We start from the raw sequence: 19624 nt of genomic DNA, 5'->3' as shown, positions 1-19624 counted from the left end.
AAAAATCCCCCTCAAACTGTTCACTTGTTTATCCTATTCATAAGAGTTTGACTCATTTCATCATTCAGTGGTGTGTTACTAAATATTTACTGATAGTAAGAAAATAAGAATATACACGTTGTAACAGTGTTTTCATTATAATCATAAAAAAGTAGGGGATTTCTTTCTATGTATAATTAACTGAAGATTAATTGGTTTTACTATCTTTTTTTGTATGATTATCTAATAAAAGAAGGGCGAAGTATAAAATAATTAAATCTTTAAATTGTTTTGGGTCGAGTTCTGTATAATCTTCTATTTTTTTAAGTCTGTAATGTAATGTATTAATATGAATGTGTAACATTTCTGCTGTTTGTTTATAGGATTGATTATGATCGATAAATAAGCGCAGTGTTTGCATGAGTTCAGTTGCAGGCAGCAAACTGTAAATAGTGCGTTGAAGAAATTCTTCACGAGTTTCAGCAGTAATATCTTGTAAACACATTTCTAAACGTAAATCTTCATTAAATATAATACCCTTCGTTTCAAAGGCTACCGAAAGGGCACGCAATGCCTGTTCGTATGATACACGCATTTTATTTGGCATGACAGTTTGTCCGATACCAATATATAGTGTAATCGGAAATAAGGATTCGCAATCTTGTTTTAATTTCTTTAAAAATTGAAACGTTCTTTTCTTTGTTTCCATTGCTGTAAATAGTATAAAACGGTCATTTCCCCAGCGTACAAATAGTTCCTCTTTAGCTAATAAGTTACGCATATGCTGCCAAATTTTGCGCTGTAGCATCGTATCATCTTGATCAAATGAAAATAAAATAAGTTGCTTTTTCTTATGTAAATCAATACCGAGTGTCTTTGCGCGATCAAGAAAACTAGGAGACCAATCATTGCTTTGTAACCAGTCAAAAACAAAAGCTTCATATGAACGTTGCTCTAGTTCTAGTTGTTCTAAAAAATAATTTTCATGAATTAATAATTCGGTCATTTTTCGTAATATTTCTCCGTATTGCGAAATATTCTCGGGTTCACCAGTAATACCAATAACACCAATTACTTCATCATGGAAAAGGAGGGGCAGATTCACTCCTGCTTTTACTCCTTGTAAATATCGTTCATCTTCTTTCGTAATAAGGACCGTTTTCTTTTCTTTCGCACAGAGAAGGGCACCTTCGTGAAATTGTCCAATTCGTGCCGCATCTGTGCTAGCGATAATCGTACCTTGTATATCAATAATGATAATATTTTCGGTAATTAGCCTTCGAACTTCGCGGACAATTTTGTTGGCTAAATCGGGAAAAAGCATAATTTGCACACCTCTATTTCTATTTGTTGTACATTATATATGTAGTTTTACTCCGCTATTCGTGGGCAGTAAGACTCTCACCTTAATGTTAGATGAGGCTAATAATCAGTGGAGATGAAGAAAATCCCCCGCTGATTAAAGTTTCACTTTATTAAGATAGGAAGATTTCACAATTTCTTCACAAATATTTGCTATTTTACAATTATAACGAAATCATCTAAAGATGGAGGGAATCTTTTGAAGAAATACTTTTTTCTTCTATGTTTTTTTGTTCTGTTAGCAGGATGTCAAGGTAATTCATATACACCAATTGCTAAAAATAAAAGTATCATCATAACGACAAATATTAAAGAAGGTAGCGTTAGTTTTATTGATGAAAAATCGAAAAAGATATTAACAACATGGGAATTAAAAGAACCGATTACAGGAATCACGCTACTTCCAAGTGGGGAAGACATGGTTGTATATGGTAAGCAGTTAGAATATGCATATATATACTCGTTAACAGAAGGAAACCAAGTGAACAAATGGAAGACAGGAAAAGGAATTACGAATGTCATCGTAGCAAATGATGGAAAACAATTGTTTATGGCCGATCAAAATGAACAGAAAGTACGATTCTTTACGATAAATGGAGAAGAGACAGGCAGTGTTTCTGTAGGGAAAGGTCCGTTAACGATGGTGCAGAATGATAAACAGTTACATGTATTAAATTTTTATGACACGCAGCTATCTACAATCGATTTAGAGAAAAAGAAAGTTATACACTCTTTTATGGTACCACCAGCATCAACTGGGGCCATGGTCAGCACTGATGGTAAGGAGATATGGATTGGTGGACATGGTGATGGAAAGCAAGTGAATGAGAAAGTTTTAGTTTATTCATTAAGTAATGGAGAGATGGTCCGTTCCTTACATGCACCATTTATGCCAGTTAGTATTTCAGGTGATAAACGATTTATGTATGCTTTAAGTCATGGATCAAATATGCTTAGAAAGTTTGATGCTCACACTTATCAAGAAGTAGGAGCAATTGAAGTAGGGTCCAATCCGTTTGCTTTCTTGAAAAGTGGAAAAGAAGGTTATGTGGCAAGTTATGATAGTGATGAAGTGTATGTAATTGATATACAGAATATGAAAATAAAACAAACGATTGCAGTTGGAAAGGGACCATTTCAACTCACGCAGCGAGAAGGGAGAGAGAAATGAACAAATATAAAGTATTACTTGTAGATGATGAAAGTGATATGAGACAACTTGTTGGCATGTATTTAGATAATTTCGGATATGAGTGGGGAGAAGCAGAGAATGGAAAAGATGCCCTACATATGTTAGAAATAAATCATTACGATTTTGTCATTTTAGATATTATGATGCCAGAGATAGATGGAATTTCAGTCTGTAAAGAAATTCGAAAGACATCTGATGTACCGATTATTTTTTTAACAGCAAAAGGCGAAGAATGGAACCGCGTCAATGGCTTACGAATTGGGGCGGACGATTATATTGTGAAGCCGTTTAGCCCTGGAGAACTCATCGCTCGTATGGAAGCTGTATTAAGAAGATATACAAAGCAAGAAGAACAACAAGAAGAGCTTCAATTTGGTCCAATCCGAATCAATGAAAAAAGCAGGAAAATTGAGACAAACGGTGAGACAATCTCCCTTACGGTAAAAGAGTTTGATTTACTGTATTTTCTTTGCGGGCATAATGGACAAGTATTTAGCCGTGAGCAACTACTTGAAAAAGTATGGGGATATGATTATGCAGGAAGTACGAGAACGGTAGATACACATGTGAAAACGATGCGTTTAAAACTTGGAGAAAGCGGAAACTACATTCAAACAGTTTGGGGTGTAGGTTATAAATTTGAGGTGTAACATGTTTACGATGGTACAAAAGCTTTGGCTTACGGTGGTATGTGCAGTATGTGTAACAGTTTCTTTTCTTTATTTCGTGTCCTTATATTCATATGAAAAGTTATATGTTCAAAATATCGAAGACTCATTAGTGATGGAAGGGAAACGACTCGTATCACAATATAACAAACATGAAGGTGTATCAGTATTTGAGGAGAAAGTCCAGGCATTTGATCGTATCTCGATTGCGGATGTACTTTTTGTGAGCAATCCGCGTGATTTAAGTGCTTGTTTGCCTTTTGATGTACATCATCATTCTCTTATTAGTGAGAGTGATAGACAAACATTGTTGGATGGAAAAACAGTTACGAAGGTTGGATATGAAGAACATTTTCATCGTAATATTATGGGAGTTGTCATTCCTGTTTTAGAAGGCAAGAAGTTAGTTGGGATTGTGTACTCATATATTCTATTAAAGAGTATTAAAGATTTAATCTATGATATGGGACTTATTTTAGCTCCGTTAGCTTTCGTTATGATTTTGCTTACAATATGGATTGGTCGAAAAATTATTATTGCAATTACAAAGCCGCTTTCACAAATGGAACGAGTTGCAAATCATATGGCGACAGGAGATTTTTCTGAGCGTATTACAATTTCATCTGAAGATGAAATTGGTCGTCTAGGTAAAGCGTTTAACAAAATGGCAACTTCATTGGAGACTGAAGATGCAAAACGAAAGGAATTTTTAGCGAATGTTTCGCATGAACTTCGGACGCCACTTAGTTATATTAAGGGGTATAGTGAAGCGATTTTAGATGGTGTAGCAAAGGGACAACAGCAATCGAAATTTACGCAGCTTATCCATAAAGAAGCGGGGCGTATGCAGCGGCTTGTGCACGATTTGTTAGACCTAGCGCAGCTGGAAGGAGAGCATTTTCCATTAAAGAAACAACCAATTGTATTTGCACAGCTCATTGAAGATGTGCTTGAAACATACGAATTGAAATGTACAGAGAAACAACTGCGTATTTCAACGGATCTTGATCCAGACATTATTGTAATGATTGATGAAGATCGAATGCAACAAGTGCTTCATAACTTGTTAGATAATGCTATTCGTTATACAAATCAAAATGGCAACATTTCTATACAATTGAAGAAAACAGATAGGCAGTGTGAATTGAGAATAAAGGATACGGGAATTGGTATTGATGCTGAGCATTTAGAGCAGCTTGGCGAGCGATTTTATCGGGTAGATAAAGCTCGAAGTCGTCAGCATGGTGGTACAGGGCTGGGACTTGCGATTGTAAAACAAATTGTGCATATTCATGATGGAGAATGGCAAGTGAAAAGTGAAAAGGGAAATGGAACAACAATTATAATAAAGTTACATATAAATGAAGAAGGAAGCATGTTTTAGTCTTAAAGCATGCTTCTTCTTTTTTAGAGAGAAGGCTGTAATACAGGTGGAAAAACCAGATACGGTCTAATAATGGTAATTAAAACCATTAATTCCCTCCATATAGCAAAAATTTGACGATTTTATGAACAAAACATTTGTACTTCTTACCAATTCGTTCTAAAATAGGTATGGATGCTATGTTCTTATAAATCGTTTTAATTGTTGTTTGGATGATACTGAGGTGATTTAACTGGAATACAAATCTATTAAACCGAAAAAAATTTACGAAGAGGTATCTGAAGCCATTTTAACAATGATTAAAAATGGTACGTTAAAACCTGGTGACAAACTTCTTCCTGTTCACCAATTAGCTGAGCAGTTTCAAGTTGGCAGATCTGCAGTTCGCGAAGCGCTGAGTGCTTTGCGAGCAATGGGCTTAATTGAAATGAAACAAGGAGAAGGGACATATGTGAAGAACTTCGACTCTTCAGCATTAACAAAATCGTTAAATAATACGTTGTTAATGAGGAAGGAAGATATTTTAAATTTATTAGAAGTACGAAAAGTGCTTGAAGTGGGGGCAGTTCGAGCAGCTGCAGCAAAGCGTACGGAAGATAATTTACAAAATATGAAGCATTGGTTAGATGAAATGGCAAAGAGTATTGGAGATGAAAAAGCTGGTGAAAAAGCGGATTTTCATTTTCATATGGGGATTGCAGAGTCTTCACATAATAACATCTTACTCGAACTTATGAATCATGTTTCGGAAATGATTGCTGAGACGATTGGTGAGTCAAGACGCATTATTTTATATGGTGAACAAACGACAGCAGAACGACTTTTAGAAGAGCATCAATCTATTTATGATGCGGTATTGGAGCAAGATGTAGAATTGGCACAGCAAGCAATGCTAAATCATTTAACAAATGTAGAACATATTGTCACAGGTAGACAAGATATAAATTCATGATTTAATCTTTCGAAATTTCATTTTTCTGATAAAATAGAGAAAGATTAGGTAAGCGTTTTCTTTTAGAAAGGGAGGATCAGGCAGAATTGGTTATGCCTAGCTTCTTCTTTCGGTTAAGTCATCTGATGACCATATGATTGTTGGCGAAGTAGTAATGAGGGGGAATCATAATTATGAAAGTTACTTTGTTTGTTACTTGTTTAGTCGATATGTTTGAAACAAACGTCGGTAAAGCAACGGTTGAATTGTTGGAGCATTTAGGTTGTGAAATTGAATTTCCAGAAGCTCAAGTTTGCTGCGGACAACCAGCTTATAATAGCGGTCATGTAGAAGCAGCAAAAGAAGCGATGAAACATATGATTGAAACTTTTGAAGATGCAGAATATATCGTTACACCATCTGGTTCTTGTGCGACAATGTTTCATGAGTATCCACACGTTTTTAAAGATGACCCAAAATGGGCACCGCGTGCACAAAAAGTGGCAGATAAAACATATGAATTAACACAATTTATTGTAGATGTGTTAAAAGTTACAGATGTTGGAGCTAGCTTAGAAGGAATAGCGACTGTTCACAAATCTTGTCATATGACACGTTTGCTAGGAGTAAAAGAAGCACCAGGGATTTTACTATCGAATGTAAAAGGATTAACTGTAAAAGAATTACCAAACGTACAAAATTGTTGCGGTTTTGGGGGAACGTTTTCAGTTAAAATGACACCAATCTCTGAGCAAATGGTTGATGAAAAGGTAGATAGCGTGATGGAAACAGGTGCTGATTATTTAATTGGTGCTGACTGTGGGTGTTTGTTAAACATTGGCGGACGTATTGAGCGCTTAGATAAAAAAGTAAAAGTTATGCATATTGCTGAGGTATTGAATAGTCGCTCATGAAGGGGGAACATAAGCTATGTCTATGAAAATCAGTGAGAAAAAATTTAATGATCGCGTTGGCGATGGAATTCAAGATTCATTTATGCGCGGTGCAGTATCTTCTGCACAAACGCGTTTATATACAAATCGATTAAAAGCAGCCGATGAATTAGGAAACTGGGAAGAGTGGCGTGAACTTGGTGAACAAATTCGCCAGCATACGTTAGAAAACCTAGACTACTATTTAATGCAACTGAGTGAAAATGTATCTAAAAGAGGCGGACATGTTTTCTTTGCGAAAACGAAAGAAGAAGCAGCACAGTACATTCAAGAAGTAGCGAAAAAGAAGCAAGCTAAAAAAGTTGTGAAATCAAAGTCGATGGTAACGGAAGAAATTAGTATGAACCATGCGCTTGAAGAAATAGGTTGTGAGGTGCTGGAGAGTGACCTAGGTGAGTACATTTTACAAGTGGATAACGATCCACCATCTCATATCATCGCACCAGCACTTCATAAAAACAGAACTCAAATTCGTGATGTATTTAAAGAAAAGCTTGGGTATGAAAATTCTGATGATCCATATGAAATGACAAAGTTTGTTCGTAAACAACTTCGTGAAAAATTTATGGATGCTGAAATTGGGGTAACGGGATGTAACTTCGCAGTTGCAAATACAGGTTCTCTTTGTTTAGTAACAAACGAAGGGAATGCTGATCTTGTTATGTCTATTCCAAAAACACAAATTGCAGTAATGGGTATGGAACGTATGGTTCCAACTATGGAAGAACTAGATGTTCTTGTAGGTTTACTATGCCGCAGTGCGGTTGGTCAAAAATTAACAAGTTATGTAACGGTAGCAGGACCAATTCAGCAAGAGGAAGTAGATGGGCCAGAAGAATTCCATCTAGTTGTTGTTGATAATGGACGTTCTACAATTTTAGGTTCTGAATTCCGTCAAGTGTTGCAATGTATTCGCTGTGCAGCTTGTGTAAACGTATGTCCTGTATATCGTCATGTTGGTGGTCATTCTTATGGATCAATCTATTCTGGTCCAATTGGAGCAGTATTAACACCACTTTTAGGTGGCTATGACGATTATAAAGAGCTTCCATATGCTTCTAGTTTATGCGGAGCATGTACAGAAGCTTGTCCAGTAAAAATTCCATTACATGACTTGTTATTAAAACATCGCCAGGTCATTGTTGAGAAAGAAGGACGCGCACCGCTTGCAGAAAAATTAGCAATGAAGATGTTTAGTATGGGTGCGTCTTCCGCATCTTTATATAAAATGGGATCAAAAATTGCTCCGACTGCTATGAGTCCATTTACATCTGGTAATCGTGTAACGAAGGGTGTAGGACCGCTGAAAAACTGGACGGATATTCGTGAGTTTCCAGCTCCAAGTAAGGAAAGATTCCGTGATTGGTATAAAGATCATAAGAAAGGCGGGAACGACTGATGACAGGTACAATTCAAAACCGTGATTCCTTTTTAGAGAATATTGCCAAAGAACTTGGGCGTGCACGTAAAACAGAAGGGGTGCAGCGTCCCACTTGGAAAAATAATGTAAACTTAGAAACGTTGAAAGATTATTCAGAGGAAGAATTGCTAGAGGTATTTAAGAAACAGTGTACGAACATTCATACGACTGTAATTGAAACGACAAAGGATGAACTGAGTACAGCCATTCAAAAAGTAATTGCTGAAAACGGTGGCGGGCCTATTTTATTATCGAAGGACGAACGTTTTAATACGTACGGTTTGAACTCTTTATTTTCTACAGAGCTTCCGAGCCAAAATGTTGAGGTAAACACTTGGGATCCAGAGAAAAAAGAAGAAAATATTCACTTAGCTGAAAAAGCAAATATCGGTATTGCATTTAGTGATTATACGTTAGCAGAATCGGGAACGATTGTCGTGCAAAGTCATAAAGGACAAGGGCGTTCTTTACATTTCCTACCTACTGTATACTTTGCTATTATACCGCGTGAAACCCTTGTTCCACGTATTACACAAGCGGTTCAGGATATGAATACGTGTGTAGAGAATGGAGAAGCAGTAGCATCTTGTATTAACTTCATTACGGGACCAAGTAACTCAGCTGATATTGAAATGAATCTTGTTGTAGGTGTACATGGACCTTTAAAAGCATATTATTTTGTAGTGTAAAATGGAGAAAAGCAGGCTAAGAAATGGCCTGCTTTTTTATTAGAACAAAGATAATGTGAAATGGAAGTACCGCGCTCTTTTTGCTATATTTTTTGAGGAAAGGAGAGGGTGGTATGACATTTTATTTATATGCTTTTTTAATAGGAACGGTGCTTGGTTCTTTTTATACAGTTGTAGCCGTGCGTATTCCGATTGGACAATCCATTATTGCCCCGCGTTCTTATTGTCACTATTGTCGCCGTACGCTAAGGCTAAAAGAACTTATTCCAATTATTTCGTTTTGTTTGCAAAGAGGTCGATGCAATCATTGTAAAATGAAAATCCCCTTTACTTATACATTGTTTGAGGGGATAACAGGAGGAACATTTCTTTTTTCTGCGTGTGTGATTGGAATGGAAAAAGAACTAATTCTTATATGGACGTTACTTTCTTTACTCATTATTATTACAATGACAGATTTATTCTATATGTTGATTCCAGATGTGATTTTACTCTATTTTGCTTGTTTATTTATAATAGAACGTATTTTTATTTCACTTGTTCCTTGGTGGGATGGCTTGATCGGTGGAGTAACGATATTTATTGTGTTATATCTCGCTCAAATCATATTTCCGAATGGACTAGGAGGAGGCGATGTGAAATTACTTTCATTGCTTGGATTTATAATAGGGGCGAAAGCAATCTTTATTGCGCTTTGCTTTGCTTCTAGTTTAGGCCTTTGTTTTTTAGGAATTGGCATGTTATTAAAGCGTATTACATCCAGGCAACCATTGCCATTTGGACCGTTTATTGCACTTGGAACAGTCTGTTATTTGGTTATGATATATTTGGAGTAAAAGGAGAGGTAGAGGATGAACGTGTATATGGATGATCAAAGACCTTGTCCATTCGGTTATGTTTTAGTAACAACGGTAGAAGATGCTGTCAAAATTGTTAGAGACTATGATGTGAGTATCTTATCTCTTGATTATAATATGGGATGGCGTCAGAAAAGTGGTTTGGATTTTTTGGGAATTTTTTGCACGGAAGGTCTTTACGTACAGGAAATTCATCTACATACAAATGATTCAATTGGTATGCAGTACATGTTAGAGCGGATAAAGTGAAACTTTAATCAGTAGGGAGCTTCATCCCCTACTGATTATTAGTTGAACCAATCGGGCTTTTACGTGCAGTTGATCCTCCACCTAACTTCTTTGCTCTCATTGAATTTTGAGGTGGAGGTCTTACTGCACGTTAATGCGGGGTAAATAAGGGAAAGGAAGCGGGGGATATTTCCCGAAATATACAAGTAAAATGTACGGGAAGTTAAAAAAGTTCCAAGGAAACCCTTGGAACTTTTTTCTTAATGTTTCATATGTGCTTGTAAAGGAATAATCTCTTCTGGCTGAACTGATTCTGCATTATCTTCTGCCATTTTAGGTTCTGGATTATTTTTTGTTATATAGTGATAGACCATACCAACGAATACGGAGCCACCAATAATGTTACCGATTGTAACCGGAATTAAGTTATGGATAGCACCAGCGAAAGAAATTGTATCAGGATGTGGTGATACTAAAGATAGTGCAAATAATGATAAGTTTGCAATGCTATGTTCATAACCAGATAAGAAGAAAGTAAAGACAAGAAACATCATAATAAGTATTTTTGCTGTATCTCCTTTTACTTGAGAAGGAAGGAAACATGCAAGACACACGAGCCAGTTACATAAAATCGCTTTGAAAAATAATTGCACTGTAGGTGTTCCCATTTTTATTTCAACGACTTTACTCATTAAATGTTCATGATCAATTGTTTCAAAAATACCAGTTGCATAAAATAGCAATGCAAAAAATATTGCACCTGCTAAATTACCTGCATAACAAGCACCCCAATTGCGAAGTGTATCGACAACTGTTGTTTCTCTTCGTAAAGTTGCAACTGTAAAATACATTGTATTTCCTGTAAATAATTCAGCTCCGCCATATATAATTAATATAAGGGCAATACCAAAAAACATCGAAGCTGTTAAATATGTTCCGGGTGAATTTGCGATATGAAAAAAGTTACCTAGTTTAAAACATAATACAATAATAAAACCAATATAGATGCCAGCTAGTGCAGCGCGAATGAAGTATTGCATTGGATTTGCATCCAGCATTTTTTTCTTCTTCTGCGCAAGTTGTACAACGTAAGCTAATCCTTGTTCTAGCATAAGTAATACGCTCCTTTAGTACATTGTCTGTAAATACTCCTCATATGAATAAGGTACACGTATTTACTTTTAGTTTCAATAAGTTTGTGCAATGTTTCACAAAAAGGACATACCTTAAAATGAAAGCGTTAACAAAATGTGGTATAATATTTTATGTTTGTAAAAGTATAGGGGAAGGGAAGTTTTATCTAAAAAAAGATGTCTAATGGATTCGTTGTTATCCATCTATTTTTTGAGAGACTAGTTAATGTGAGATAAATGAAAAAAGCGCTGTTGTTACAGCGCTTTTTCATCCAAATTCTTTTGTGTAGTTTGGACATTTGTATCTTTTGATAAAAACCAACCGCCAGCTGCGATTCCGATTAATACAACCCAGAATCCTAATTTCCATGGAGTAGACTCTGGAAAACCGTGTGGAATGACGCCTAAAGCAGGGTGAGCCAATGTGTAAACAGCTAATTTAACACCAACCCAACCAACGATTAAGAAAGCAGCAGTTTCTAAACCTGGTTTACGTTTTAATATTTGTACGAAAGCAGATGCAGCAAATCGCATAATAATCAATCCAATCATACCGCCTGCAAAAATAACAAGGAATTGTCCTGTATCAAGGCTACCAATTGTACCAAGACCTGTTTTTGGTAAAGTCATCGCTAATGCAACAGCTGCTAAAATAGAATCAACAGCAAACGCAATGTCAGCAACTTCAACTTTAAATACTGTCCACCAAAAGTTTTCTTGTTTTTTCTTTGTTTCTTGCTCTTCAGATTCTTCATGTGTATTCTTTTTAACGTAAGTTTTGAATAAATGGTTACCAGCGATAAACATTAAGTAAATCGCACCTATTGCTTGCACTTGCCATACGTCGACTAAGAAAGAAATCATAAACAATGATCCAAAACGGAAGACGAAAGCTCCTGCTAATCCGTAAAACAATGCTTTTTTTCGTTTTTCTTCTGGTAAATGTTTTACCATGATTGCAAGAACTAGCGCATTATCAGCTGCTAAAATTCCCTCCAGTGCAACTAAAATTAATAATACCCAACCATACTCCAATAATAATGATACATCCATGTACATTCTCCTCTCATTTATATAAATCCTAAACAAGTGAAGAGGTTTTCCCCACTGTTTAGTTTCCCCATACTTCAACCTATCAACGATGTAAGGAACTGGAAATGAATGCAAAAAAGACCTCTGCCGTTGATAGGCAAAGGTCTTGCTAGACATATGTAATGAAAATGCCAACAAAGCCGGAAGAACTAGGTTCTACGTAATGACGACTTTGTTTCCAAGAATAAATTCTTGGACGCTACTCCCCTTTGGAAATATGCTATTATATTTTCATTATATGGATGATGTAAATGTTTGTCAACCTGTTAAAATGTCTTCGCTCGGATATTTTACCTTTCTTTGTTTTTTACGTGCAAAAGTAAACGCTAATGTTAAAGGACCCATTTTTCCAAAAAACATCATAAATATAATGGTTAGCTTCCCGATTATTGTAAGTTTAGGGGTAAGTCCCATACTCAGACCAACAGTCCCAAATGCCGAAAATACTTCAAAGGCACTCATTAAGAGGGGAACTTGTTCGGTGATACTTAAAATTAATATAGCGAAGAAAATAAATGAGATTGAAATGACTACAATGGCAAGTGATTTTACAATCAAACCATCTTTGATTGATTTTTTAAAGATGACAATATCATCTTGCTCTTGCAAAAATTTAAGTACTCCTAATAACATAATTAAAAAGGTTGTTAATTTAATGCCTCCGCCTGTTGAAGCACTACCAGCGCCGATGAACATGAGTAACATCATTAGTAAAAGTGATGGTTTTGTTAGTTGTGCTATGTCTATAGTATTAAATCCAGCTGTACGTGTGGAAACAGCTTGGAAATAGGCTGCTAGTCCTTCTTCAAACGGTGTAAATCCTTTCATGGAAATTGGATTATGGAATTCAAATATAAAAATCAAAATTGTAGCAGCTACATTTACAATAAGAGTAAACGAGAGCATAAGTTTAGAGTGTAACGTAAGGTTCTTAAAGTTTCGTTTTTTCTTTATATCCACTATGACTGTGAAACCAATTCCACCTAAAATAATGAGAGAAGAAATCACTATGTTGACGAGTATACTATGAGATTGTGACATTAAGTTATCAGTCCAAATAGAAAATCCAGCGTTGTTAAATGCCGAAATCGCATGAAAAAAACTATAATATAATCCACTGGAAACACCGTATTTTGGAATCCACTCAAAAGCAAGAAGAAGGGTAGCAAAACATTCAATAGTAAAAGAAAATAGAAATAATGATTTTGCGAGACGGATAATTCCACCGATATTTGTTTGGTTTAGTGCTTGTTGTAATAAAATACGGTTTTGGAGACCAATTTTTCTTCCGAGCATAATTGCGATCAGTACGGCAAAACTCATAATTCCAAGACCACCAACTTGAATGAGTGTTAAAATAACAAGTTGACCAAATAATGTGAATATTTTTCCAGTGTCGACAACCCCTAATCCTGTAACCGTAAATGCAGAAACAGTTGTAAATAAGGCATCAAGCCAAGATATTGAAGTTGTAGTAGCGATGGGAAGTTTTAATAGGCATGTCCCCACAATAGATAATATGACAAAAGATAAAATAAGCACGCGGGGCGGGCTCATTCCGATGTTAATCCGTTTCATAGTGTACACCTTTCTTTGTTGTTTGCTGTTTATAGTATGTGAAAAAAGAGGAGGTTATATGTTGAAAAGGAAAAGAGGCAGAATGTATCTGCCTCGAAGCCATTTATTATAAATTTACCCACGTAATTGCTGTTGTGCTAAGGAAACGAGACGTTTTGTTACTTCGCCACCGACAGATCCGTTAGAACGAGATGCTGTATTAGAACCTAAGCTTACACCGAATTCTTGAGCAATTTCATATTTAAATTGTTCCAATGCTTGCTCAGCACCAGGAACAAGTAATTTATTTGTTTTTACCATTAATAACACATCCTAATTTATATTCCAGTTTATTTGTTTTTAATGAGCAGTGAAGGGGTGTGCTCACTGTATAAACTGGTATTGTTAGTGTATGTGTTATATGTTTGGCCATACACGGAAGTAATCGGTGAGATTAGAAGTTCTTGGATACGAAAAAAGAGTAGCAAATGTGCTACTCTTTTTTCAGTATTGTTGCTGTACCTTCGACAACAATGTCATTCAATTGATTATATACATTTGTTTGCAACGTAATAATTTTTTTATCATCACGTTTTTTGACAACTTCTGCGACTACGCGTAAGGTGTCACCAATTTTTACAGGTGCACGAAATGATACATTTTGTGATAAATAAATTGTATTTTTTCCTGGTAATTTTGTTCCAAGAACGGTAGAAATAAAGCCTGCAACAAGCATACCGTGTGCAATTCTTTCTTTAAACATTGTTGTTTTTGCAAAAGAGTCTAGAATATGAATTGGATTTACATCCCCAGTCAGTTTTGCAAAAGTGATAATGTCTTCATCAGTAATCGTTGTTGTTAAGGATGCTTGATCGCCAACTTGAATCTCATCATAATGAAGCTCTTGAACAGACTGCGCTTCTTGAAATGGATTCATTTTTTCCTCCTTCTTTTCCATATTGAAAAATGTAAGCCATCTTGATGTAATGGGAGGAAGAAAGAGTCTAGTTTGTTCTGCGGTAAGCTGCCACATTTTCCTTACTTGATGGAAGTAAATAGATTTTTTGAATTTTCCTCGAACTTTTTTACGAGTTCCAGTTGTGTAGATTTGAATTCTTCCAAAAAACCTTCCAGTTGTTTTTGAACCTCATCACGTTGGATTTGTTGTTGTTCAATGAATTGTTTTGTTGTTTCTTCAAACTGGCCGCTCGTTTGAGTAAGAAGTGACAAAGATGTTTTTGTTGGAGACACAGTAAGTTGATGAATATGATTAGAAAGTTCGTTCCATTTTTCATTCCATTCGTTAATTTGTTCATTTAAGGAGTTACCTGTGAATTGCTTCACGTATTCTGTATATTGACTATTAAATTGGGCAGTGAATTGTTGTAGCTCTTTTTCCAGTTCATCTACTCCTGCTGTTAATTTATGCAAAGCATCCTGTTGTTGTTTTAATGTTTCTAAAGTAAGTTGTTCTAATTGTTTTCCTGCTGAAGAGAAAAGGGAAAGAGAATGTGACCAATTTTTCCAAAATGCATCGACAAGTTCGTATGGTTTAGTTTCCATGGTTTGACCTCCAAATGTTTTTTTGCATATTGTGAACGCAGATTATTCTGCTGTACCACCAGGTGAAGATGAAGAGTTTTTCTCATCCTTTTCTGGAGAATTAGAAAATGGAAAGAATGCGTTGGTGTATAACGTGAAAAACGTCCGCAGCATATTTTGATAATGTTCAAAAGAGGTCGCGCATGTTGCTAAATATTGCTCTCCATATTCTGTTAAAGAATAAATTCGCTTTGCTGGCCCTCCTTCACTTGTATCCCAAGTAGAAGAAATAAGGTTTTCTTTTTCTAACTTGCGTAATGTTCTATAAACATTACCTTGATCAACAGAAGAAAAGCCGATATCCATTAGCATTTGAATCAGTTTGTAACCGTGAAGACTCCAGTCTTTTAGACAGAGAAGTAAGAAGGGAACTAAGAAGTTTTTTGGCATGGAGTTTGGTTGTTTCGCTTGGTTTTTTTCCAAACTTTCTTGTTGGCCTGGTTCATTATGTAGCATGATTGTACATCACCTCATGAATCAGTTAGATGGAATTTTTTGCTTATAAGTGCAATTTACACCTATCTGTTTTTAATGTCAATACATTTGTTGGAATATAGAAAAAAATAAAATACAGACTTGAAGTTTTATTCAGAATATTAGAAAATAGTGAATAGGTTGAATTGTTTCAAAAACGAATAAAGGAGTGTAGGAGAAGTGATTGATCAAAAATTCGATCCACTACAAGCATGGAAAGAAGCTTATGAACAGACCGAAACATTTTGGGGAAAAGCGCTCAATGAAACAATCAAAACAGAAGAGTATTCTGCTTGGATGGGAAGCGTTCTAGATTTAAATTTGTTTTATCAGAAGATGTTAAATGATGCAACAAAGGGATATTTAGAAAAAGTGAACATGCCAACCCAAGAAGATATAGCAAGAGTAGCTACGCTCGTTATTAACTTAGAAAATAAAGTTGATAATATCGAGGAGTTTTTGGAAGAAAAAGCAGAATCTCTAGGACAATCTCCTACGTTAAAACGCGACGTAACAAAAGTGAAACAAGATATTCGTACATTGGAAAATAAGGTAGACAAGATTTTAGAATTACTTGAAAAACAAAATGAAGTGTTAGCAAAGTTACAGGAACCCGTGAAAGAAGCGGCGAAAGCACCAGTGAAACCAGAAAATAAAAAGTGATGAAGAAGCGCCTTTGTTTAAATGTCACCAAAAGGGTAGGGAGAACCTCTTTTTGAGACAGTATAAACGGCGAAAAAATCTATATATGGGACTTTTTATACAAGTGCCAATTTAATTCATTCATTATCGTTCACAAATTCATTAAAGGGGGAAAAGAAATGACTCAATTAAATGGTAAAGTAGCAATCGTAACAGGTGGAGCAAAAGGAATTGGTAAAGCGATTACAGTAGCGTTAGCAAAAGAAGGAGCAAAGGTTGTTATTAACTATAATAGCAGTAAAGAAGCGGCTGAAAATCTAGTGAATGAATTAGGAACAGAGGGTCATGATGTATATGCAGTTCAGGCAGATGTTTCTAAGTTAGAAGATGCGAAGCGCCTTGTAGATGAAGCTGTGAATCATTTTGGTAAGGTAGATATTCTTGTCAATAATGCTGGTATTACAAGAGATCGTACTTTCAAAAAGTTGAATCGTGAAGACTGGGATCGCGTAATCGACGTGAATTTAAGTAGTGTGTTTAATACAACAAGTGCTGCACTTCCTTACATAACAGAATCAGAGGAGGGAAGAATCATTAGTATTTCCTCTATTATTGGACAAGCTGGTGGATTTGGTCAAACAAACTATTCGGCAGCAAAAGCTGGTATGTTAGGGTTTACAAAATCATTAGCGCTAGAACTTGCGAAAACAAATGTAACAGTAAATGCGATTTGCCCAGGATTCATCGATACAGAAATGGTAGCAGAAGTACCAGAAGATGTTCGTCAAAAAATCGTTTCTAAGATTCCAAAGAAGCGTTTTGGTCAAGCAGATGAAATTGCAAAGGGTGTTGTATACCTGTGCCGTGATGGAGCGTATATCACTGGTCAACAGTTAAATATTAACGGCGGATTATATATGTAATGAAGGAAGGAGAAAGTGCATATCCATAGCAGGAGTGCACTTCTTTCTTGAAGAAGGAAATCAATCAAAAAGGAGATAGGAAAATGACTACATTCGTAACAGAATGGGAAAAGCAATTGGAACTATACCCAGAAGAATACCGAAAAGCATATCGTCGTTTTAAAAGAGCGAGTGAGGTTTTACTGCGTGAACCAGAACCACAAGTAGGTTTAACTCCAAAAGAGGTTATTTGGACTAAAAATAAAACGAAGCTGTATCGTTACATTCCAAAGCAGGAAAAAACACATTCGGTTCCAATTTTATTAATCTATGCGCTAATTAATAAACCATATATTATGGATTTAACACCAGGAAATAGCTTGGTGGAATATTTAGTAGATCGTGGTTTTGATGTGTATATGCTTGATTGGGGTACATTTGGGTTAGAAGACAGTCATTTGAAATTTGATGATTTCGTGTTCGACTATATTGCAAAAGCAGTTAAAAAGGTAATGCGAACTGCAAAATCGGACGAGATTTCTTTACTTGGTTACTGCATGGGGGGGACGCTAACATCCATTTATGCAGCACTTCACCCGCATATGCCGATTCGGAATTTAATTTTTATGACAAGTCCATTTGATTTCTCTGAAACAGGATTATATGGTCCATTATTAGATGAAAAGTATTTTAACTTAGATAAAGCGGTAGATACATTCGGAAATATCCCACCAGAAATGATTGATTTTGGAAATAAAATGTTAAAACCGATTACAAACTTTGTTGGTCCGTATGTTGCTTTACTTGACCGCTCAGAAAATGAGCGTTTTGTTGAAAGCTGGAAGCTGATTCAAAAATGGGTTGGAGATGGTATTCCATTCCCAGGTGAATCATATCGACAATGGATTCGCGATTTTTATCAAGGTAATAAATTGGTTAAAGGTGAGCTCGTAATTCGAGGACAAAAAGTAAAACTTGAAAACATTAAGGCAAATGTCTTAAATATTTCTGCAAAACGTGACCATATTGCACTGCCATGCCAAGTGGAGGCGTTACTTGATCATATTTCTAGTACAGATAAACAGTATGTGTGCCTACCGACAGGACATATGTCAGTTGTATATGGCGGAACGGCTGTAAAACAAACGTATCCTACAGTTGGAAATTGGCTTGAAGAACGCTCTAATTGAAGTGAAGCAGTGATTGATGATAAGATTTGTTCTACTATTCGTGGAACTAATTAAAGTCGCATTTTATAATGGATGGACCAAGCGCCTTTTATAGGAATTCCAACTAGTGTAAGCTAGTTGGAATTTTTTTTTTGAAATGATGAAAAATAGGAGGAAATTCAACTTTAGAGGTAGGATTATGAAACTAACATTTGGGAATTTGTTTTGGCATGAAGAAGCTTGTATGCCTTGTTATCCGCTACTAGAAAATGATATGATATGTGATGTGTTGATTGTGGGGAGCGGTGAAACGGGTGCTCATATTGCATATTTTTTAACGTTGTTAGGAATGAAAGTTATATTGATTGATAAACGAAAAATTGCAAATGGGAGCACACTTGCGAATACAGGAATACTCCAATTTGCTCATGATAAATCATTAAATTCTATGATTCATACATTTGGAGAAGAAAAAGCAGTACGAGCTTATGGACTTTGTTATGAGGCACTGCGAACATTGGAACAAGTTATTCCAAAGCTAGATATTGACCCCTATTTTATTCCGAAAAGAAGCCTATATTATGCAAGTAAAAGTGAAGATATTTCATTTCTTCAAGAGGAATACCGTACATTGCAACGTTATGGATTTCCTGTTGAGTATTTTACAGAATCTGATATTAAGAAGCGCTATTCATTTACAAAACCAGCGGCATTATATACAGGGGGAGATGCAGAAGTAAATCCGTATCTGTTAGCACATGGACTTATACATAAAGCAAACCAACTAGGGGCTTCTATTTTCGAAAATACAGAGGTTATGCATATTAAATCTGTTCAAAAAGATTTGGTTTCCTACACAAAAATAGGTCAGAAAATTGTAGCGAAATCAGTGATTATGGCTACAGGATATGAAACACTCTTTGGGAAGAAGGAAGCGAATACAACGGTAACAACTTCTTATGCCATTGTTACAAATGAGCAAGAGCATTTTAATGGATGGCACGAACAATCATTAATTTGGGAAACTGCTCGGCCATATTTATATTTTCGTACATATAAGAATCGAATTATTGTAGGTGGATTGGATGAAGCAATGCAATTTCAGAAATTTGGTGATACAAAGTTATTGCATAAACGAGAGGTGCTTACTAAAATTATACAAGAGATGTTTCCAAATCTTTCAAATGTAAGAGCTGAATATTATTGGGGTGCTACATTTGGGGGAAGTCATGATGGTCTGCCTATTTTTAAAGAAGATAGTAAAATCCCTAATTTGTACTATGCATTACCTTATGGGGGAAATGGAACGGTCTATGGAATGGTATTTGCAAAACTATTTCAACAGTTATTTACAAATAAAGGGAAAGGTGATTTTTCTTTGTTTAATTGA

General features: G+C 35.7%; 21 protein-coding genes and 1 riboswitch. Of the genes, 13 read left to right on the top strand and 8 right to left on the bottom strand.

Going from position 1 to position 19624, the window contains the following annotated elements; all coding sequences use genetic code 11:
• Positions 1–187: 187 nt before the first annotated feature.
• Positions 188–1303 (bottom strand): CdaR family transcriptional regulator, encoded by a 1116-nt coding sequence (locus tag Y7E_RS0118320; RefSeq protein ID WP_017152717.1) that lies wholly within the window; start codon positions 1301–1303, stop codon positions 188–190.
• A gap of 237 nt (positions 1304–1540) precedes the next feature.
• On the opposite strand from Y7E_RS0118320, the gene Y7E_RS0118315 reads away from it, so the two are divergent.
• The 9 genes from Y7E_RS0118315 to Y7E_RS0118275 all read left to right on the top strand — a co-directional run bounded on the left by Y7E_RS0118315 (position 1541) and on the right by Y7E_RS0118275 (position 9684).
• The gene (locus Y7E_RS0118315) at positions 1541–2512 is read left to right on the top strand and encodes a YncE family protein (protein WP_017152716.1); all 972 of its coding nucleotides are present in this window, start codon (positions 1541–1543) and stop codon (positions 2510–2512) included.
• Positions 2509–3183, top strand: a complete 675-nt coding sequence (locus tag Y7E_RS0118310; RefSeq protein WP_017152715.1) for a response regulator transcription factor — start codon at positions 2509–2511, stop codon at positions 3181–3183. The genes Y7E_RS0118315 and Y7E_RS0118310 overlap by 4 nt, the downstream gene beginning before the upstream one ends.
• A 1-nt stretch (position 3184) precedes the next feature.
• Positions 3185–4585, top strand: a complete 1401-nt coding sequence (locus tag Y7E_RS0118305; protein ID WP_017152714.1) for a sensor histidine kinase — start codon at positions 3185–3187, stop codon at positions 4583–4585.
• A gap of 262 nt (positions 4586–4847) precedes the next feature.
• A complete protein-coding gene (locus Y7E_RS0118300) occupies positions 4848–5537 on the top strand; it encodes a FadR/GntR family transcriptional regulator (RefSeq protein ID WP_272942955.1) in 690 nt (229 codons plus the stop codon).
• A gap of 173 nt (positions 5538–5710) precedes the next feature.
• On the top strand, positions 5711–6430 hold the full coding sequence (locus Y7E_RS0118295; RefSeq protein ID WP_017152712.1) for a (Fe-S)-binding protein: 720 nt from the start codon (positions 5711–5713) through the stop codon (positions 6428–6430).
• Between the two features lie 16 nt (positions 6431–6446).
• Positions 6447–7868 (top strand): LutB/LldF family L-lactate oxidation iron-sulfur protein, encoded by a 1422-nt coding sequence (locus Y7E_RS0118290; protein WP_017152711.1) that lies wholly within the window; start codon positions 6447–6449, stop codon positions 7866–7868.
• A complete protein-coding gene (locus Y7E_RS0118285; protein ID WP_017152710.1) occupies positions 7868–8578 on the top strand; it encodes a LutC/YkgG family protein in 711 nt (236 codons plus the stop codon). Before Y7E_RS0118290 ends, Y7E_RS0118285 begins: the two co-directional genes overlap by 1 nt.
• A gap of 113 nt (positions 8579–8691) precedes the next feature.
• Positions 8692–9414, top strand: coding sequence for a prepilin peptidase (locus tag Y7E_RS0118280; protein ID WP_017152709.1), 723 nt, complete (start codon positions 8692–8694; stop codon positions 9412–9414).
• Between the two features lie 15 nt (positions 9415–9429).
• On the top strand, positions 9430–9684 hold the full coding sequence (locus Y7E_RS0118275; RefSeq protein WP_017152708.1) for a cyclic-phosphate processing receiver domain-containing protein: 255 nt from the start codon (positions 9430–9432) through the stop codon (positions 9682–9684).
• A gap of 239 nt (positions 9685–9923) precedes the next feature.
• On the opposite strand, the gene Y7E_RS0118270 is transcribed toward Y7E_RS0118275, so the two are convergent.
• The 7 genes from Y7E_RS0118270 to phaQ form a co-directional block, all read right to left on the bottom strand.
• On the bottom strand, positions 9924–10775 hold the full coding sequence (locus Y7E_RS0118270; protein ID WP_017152707.1) for a formate/nitrite transporter family protein: 852 nt from the start codon (positions 10773–10775) through the stop codon (positions 9924–9926).
• Between the two features lie 276 nt (positions 10776–11051).
• A complete protein-coding gene (locus tag Y7E_RS0118265) occupies positions 11052–11849 on the bottom strand; it encodes a TerC family protein (RefSeq protein ID WP_017152706.1) in 798 nt (265 codons plus the stop codon).
• An 84-nt stretch (positions 11850–11933) separates the two neighbouring features.
• Positions 11934–12108: riboswitch (yybP-ykoY riboswitch) on the bottom strand.
• A 38-nt stretch (positions 12109–12146) separates the two neighbouring features.
• On the bottom strand, positions 12147–13466 hold the full coding sequence (locus Y7E_RS0118260; protein ID WP_017152705.1) for a TrkH family potassium uptake protein: 1320 nt from the start codon (positions 13464–13466) through the stop codon (positions 12147–12149).
• 114 nt (positions 13467–13580) lie between these two features.
• Complete coding sequence (locus Y7E_RS0118255) at positions 13581–13766, bottom strand: alpha/beta-type small acid-soluble spore protein (RefSeq protein ID WP_000241213.1); 186 nt, start codon at positions 13764–13766, stop codon at positions 13581–13583.
• 172 nt (positions 13767–13938) lie between these two features.
• On the bottom strand, positions 13939–14382 hold the full coding sequence (locus tag Y7E_RS0118250) for a MaoC family dehydratase (protein ID WP_017152704.1): 444 nt from the start codon (positions 14380–14382) through the stop codon (positions 13939–13941).
• 101 nt (positions 14383–14483) lie between these two features.
• Entirely contained in the window at positions 14484–15008 is a 525-nt protein-coding gene (gene phaP, locus Y7E_RS0118245) for a polyhydroxyalkanoic acid inclusion protein PhaP (RefSeq protein WP_017152703.1), read from the bottom strand.
• Between the two features lie 42 nt (positions 15009–15050).
• Positions 15051–15503, bottom strand: a complete 453-nt coding sequence (gene phaQ / locus Y7E_RS0118240; protein WP_017152702.1) for a poly-beta-hydroxybutyrate-responsive repressor — start codon at positions 15501–15503, stop codon at positions 15051–15053.
• Between the two features lie 198 nt (positions 15504–15701).
• On the opposite strand from phaQ, the gene phaR reads away from it, so the two are divergent.
• The 4 genes from phaR (at position 15702) to Y7E_RS0118220 (ending at position 19624) form a co-directional block, all read left to right on the top strand.
• Complete coding sequence (phaR, locus tag Y7E_RS0118235; protein WP_017152701.1) at positions 15702–16184, top strand: polyhydroxyalkanoic acid synthase subunit PhaR; 483 nt, start codon at positions 15702–15704, stop codon at positions 16182–16184.
• A gap of 158 nt (positions 16185–16342) precedes the next feature.
• Positions 16343–17086: an acetoacetyl-CoA reductase gene (locus Y7E_RS0118230; protein WP_017152700.1), complete on the top strand. Its 744-nt coding sequence runs from the start codon at positions 16343–16345 to the stop codon at positions 17084–17086.
• 83 nt (positions 17087–17169) lie between these two features.
• Entirely contained in the window at positions 17170–18255 is a 1086-nt protein-coding gene (gene phaC / locus Y7E_RS0118225; RefSeq protein ID WP_017152699.1) for a class III poly(R)-hydroxyalkanoic acid synthase subunit PhaC, read from the top strand.
• A 178-nt stretch (positions 18256–18433) separates the two neighbouring features.
• Complete coding sequence (locus Y7E_RS0118220) at positions 18434–19624, top strand: NAD(P)/FAD-dependent oxidoreductase (protein WP_017152698.1); 1191 nt, start codon at positions 18434–18436, stop codon at positions 19622–19624.

This window comes from Bacillus bingmayongensis (assembly GCF_000299035.1).
Taxonomy (GTDB): Bacteria; Bacillota; Bacilli; order Bacillales; family Bacillaceae_G; genus Bacillus_A; species Bacillus_A bingmayongensis.
The sequence above is the reverse complement of the archived record's forward strand: the minus strand, read 5'-3'. Positions and strand labels throughout refer to the sequence as shown.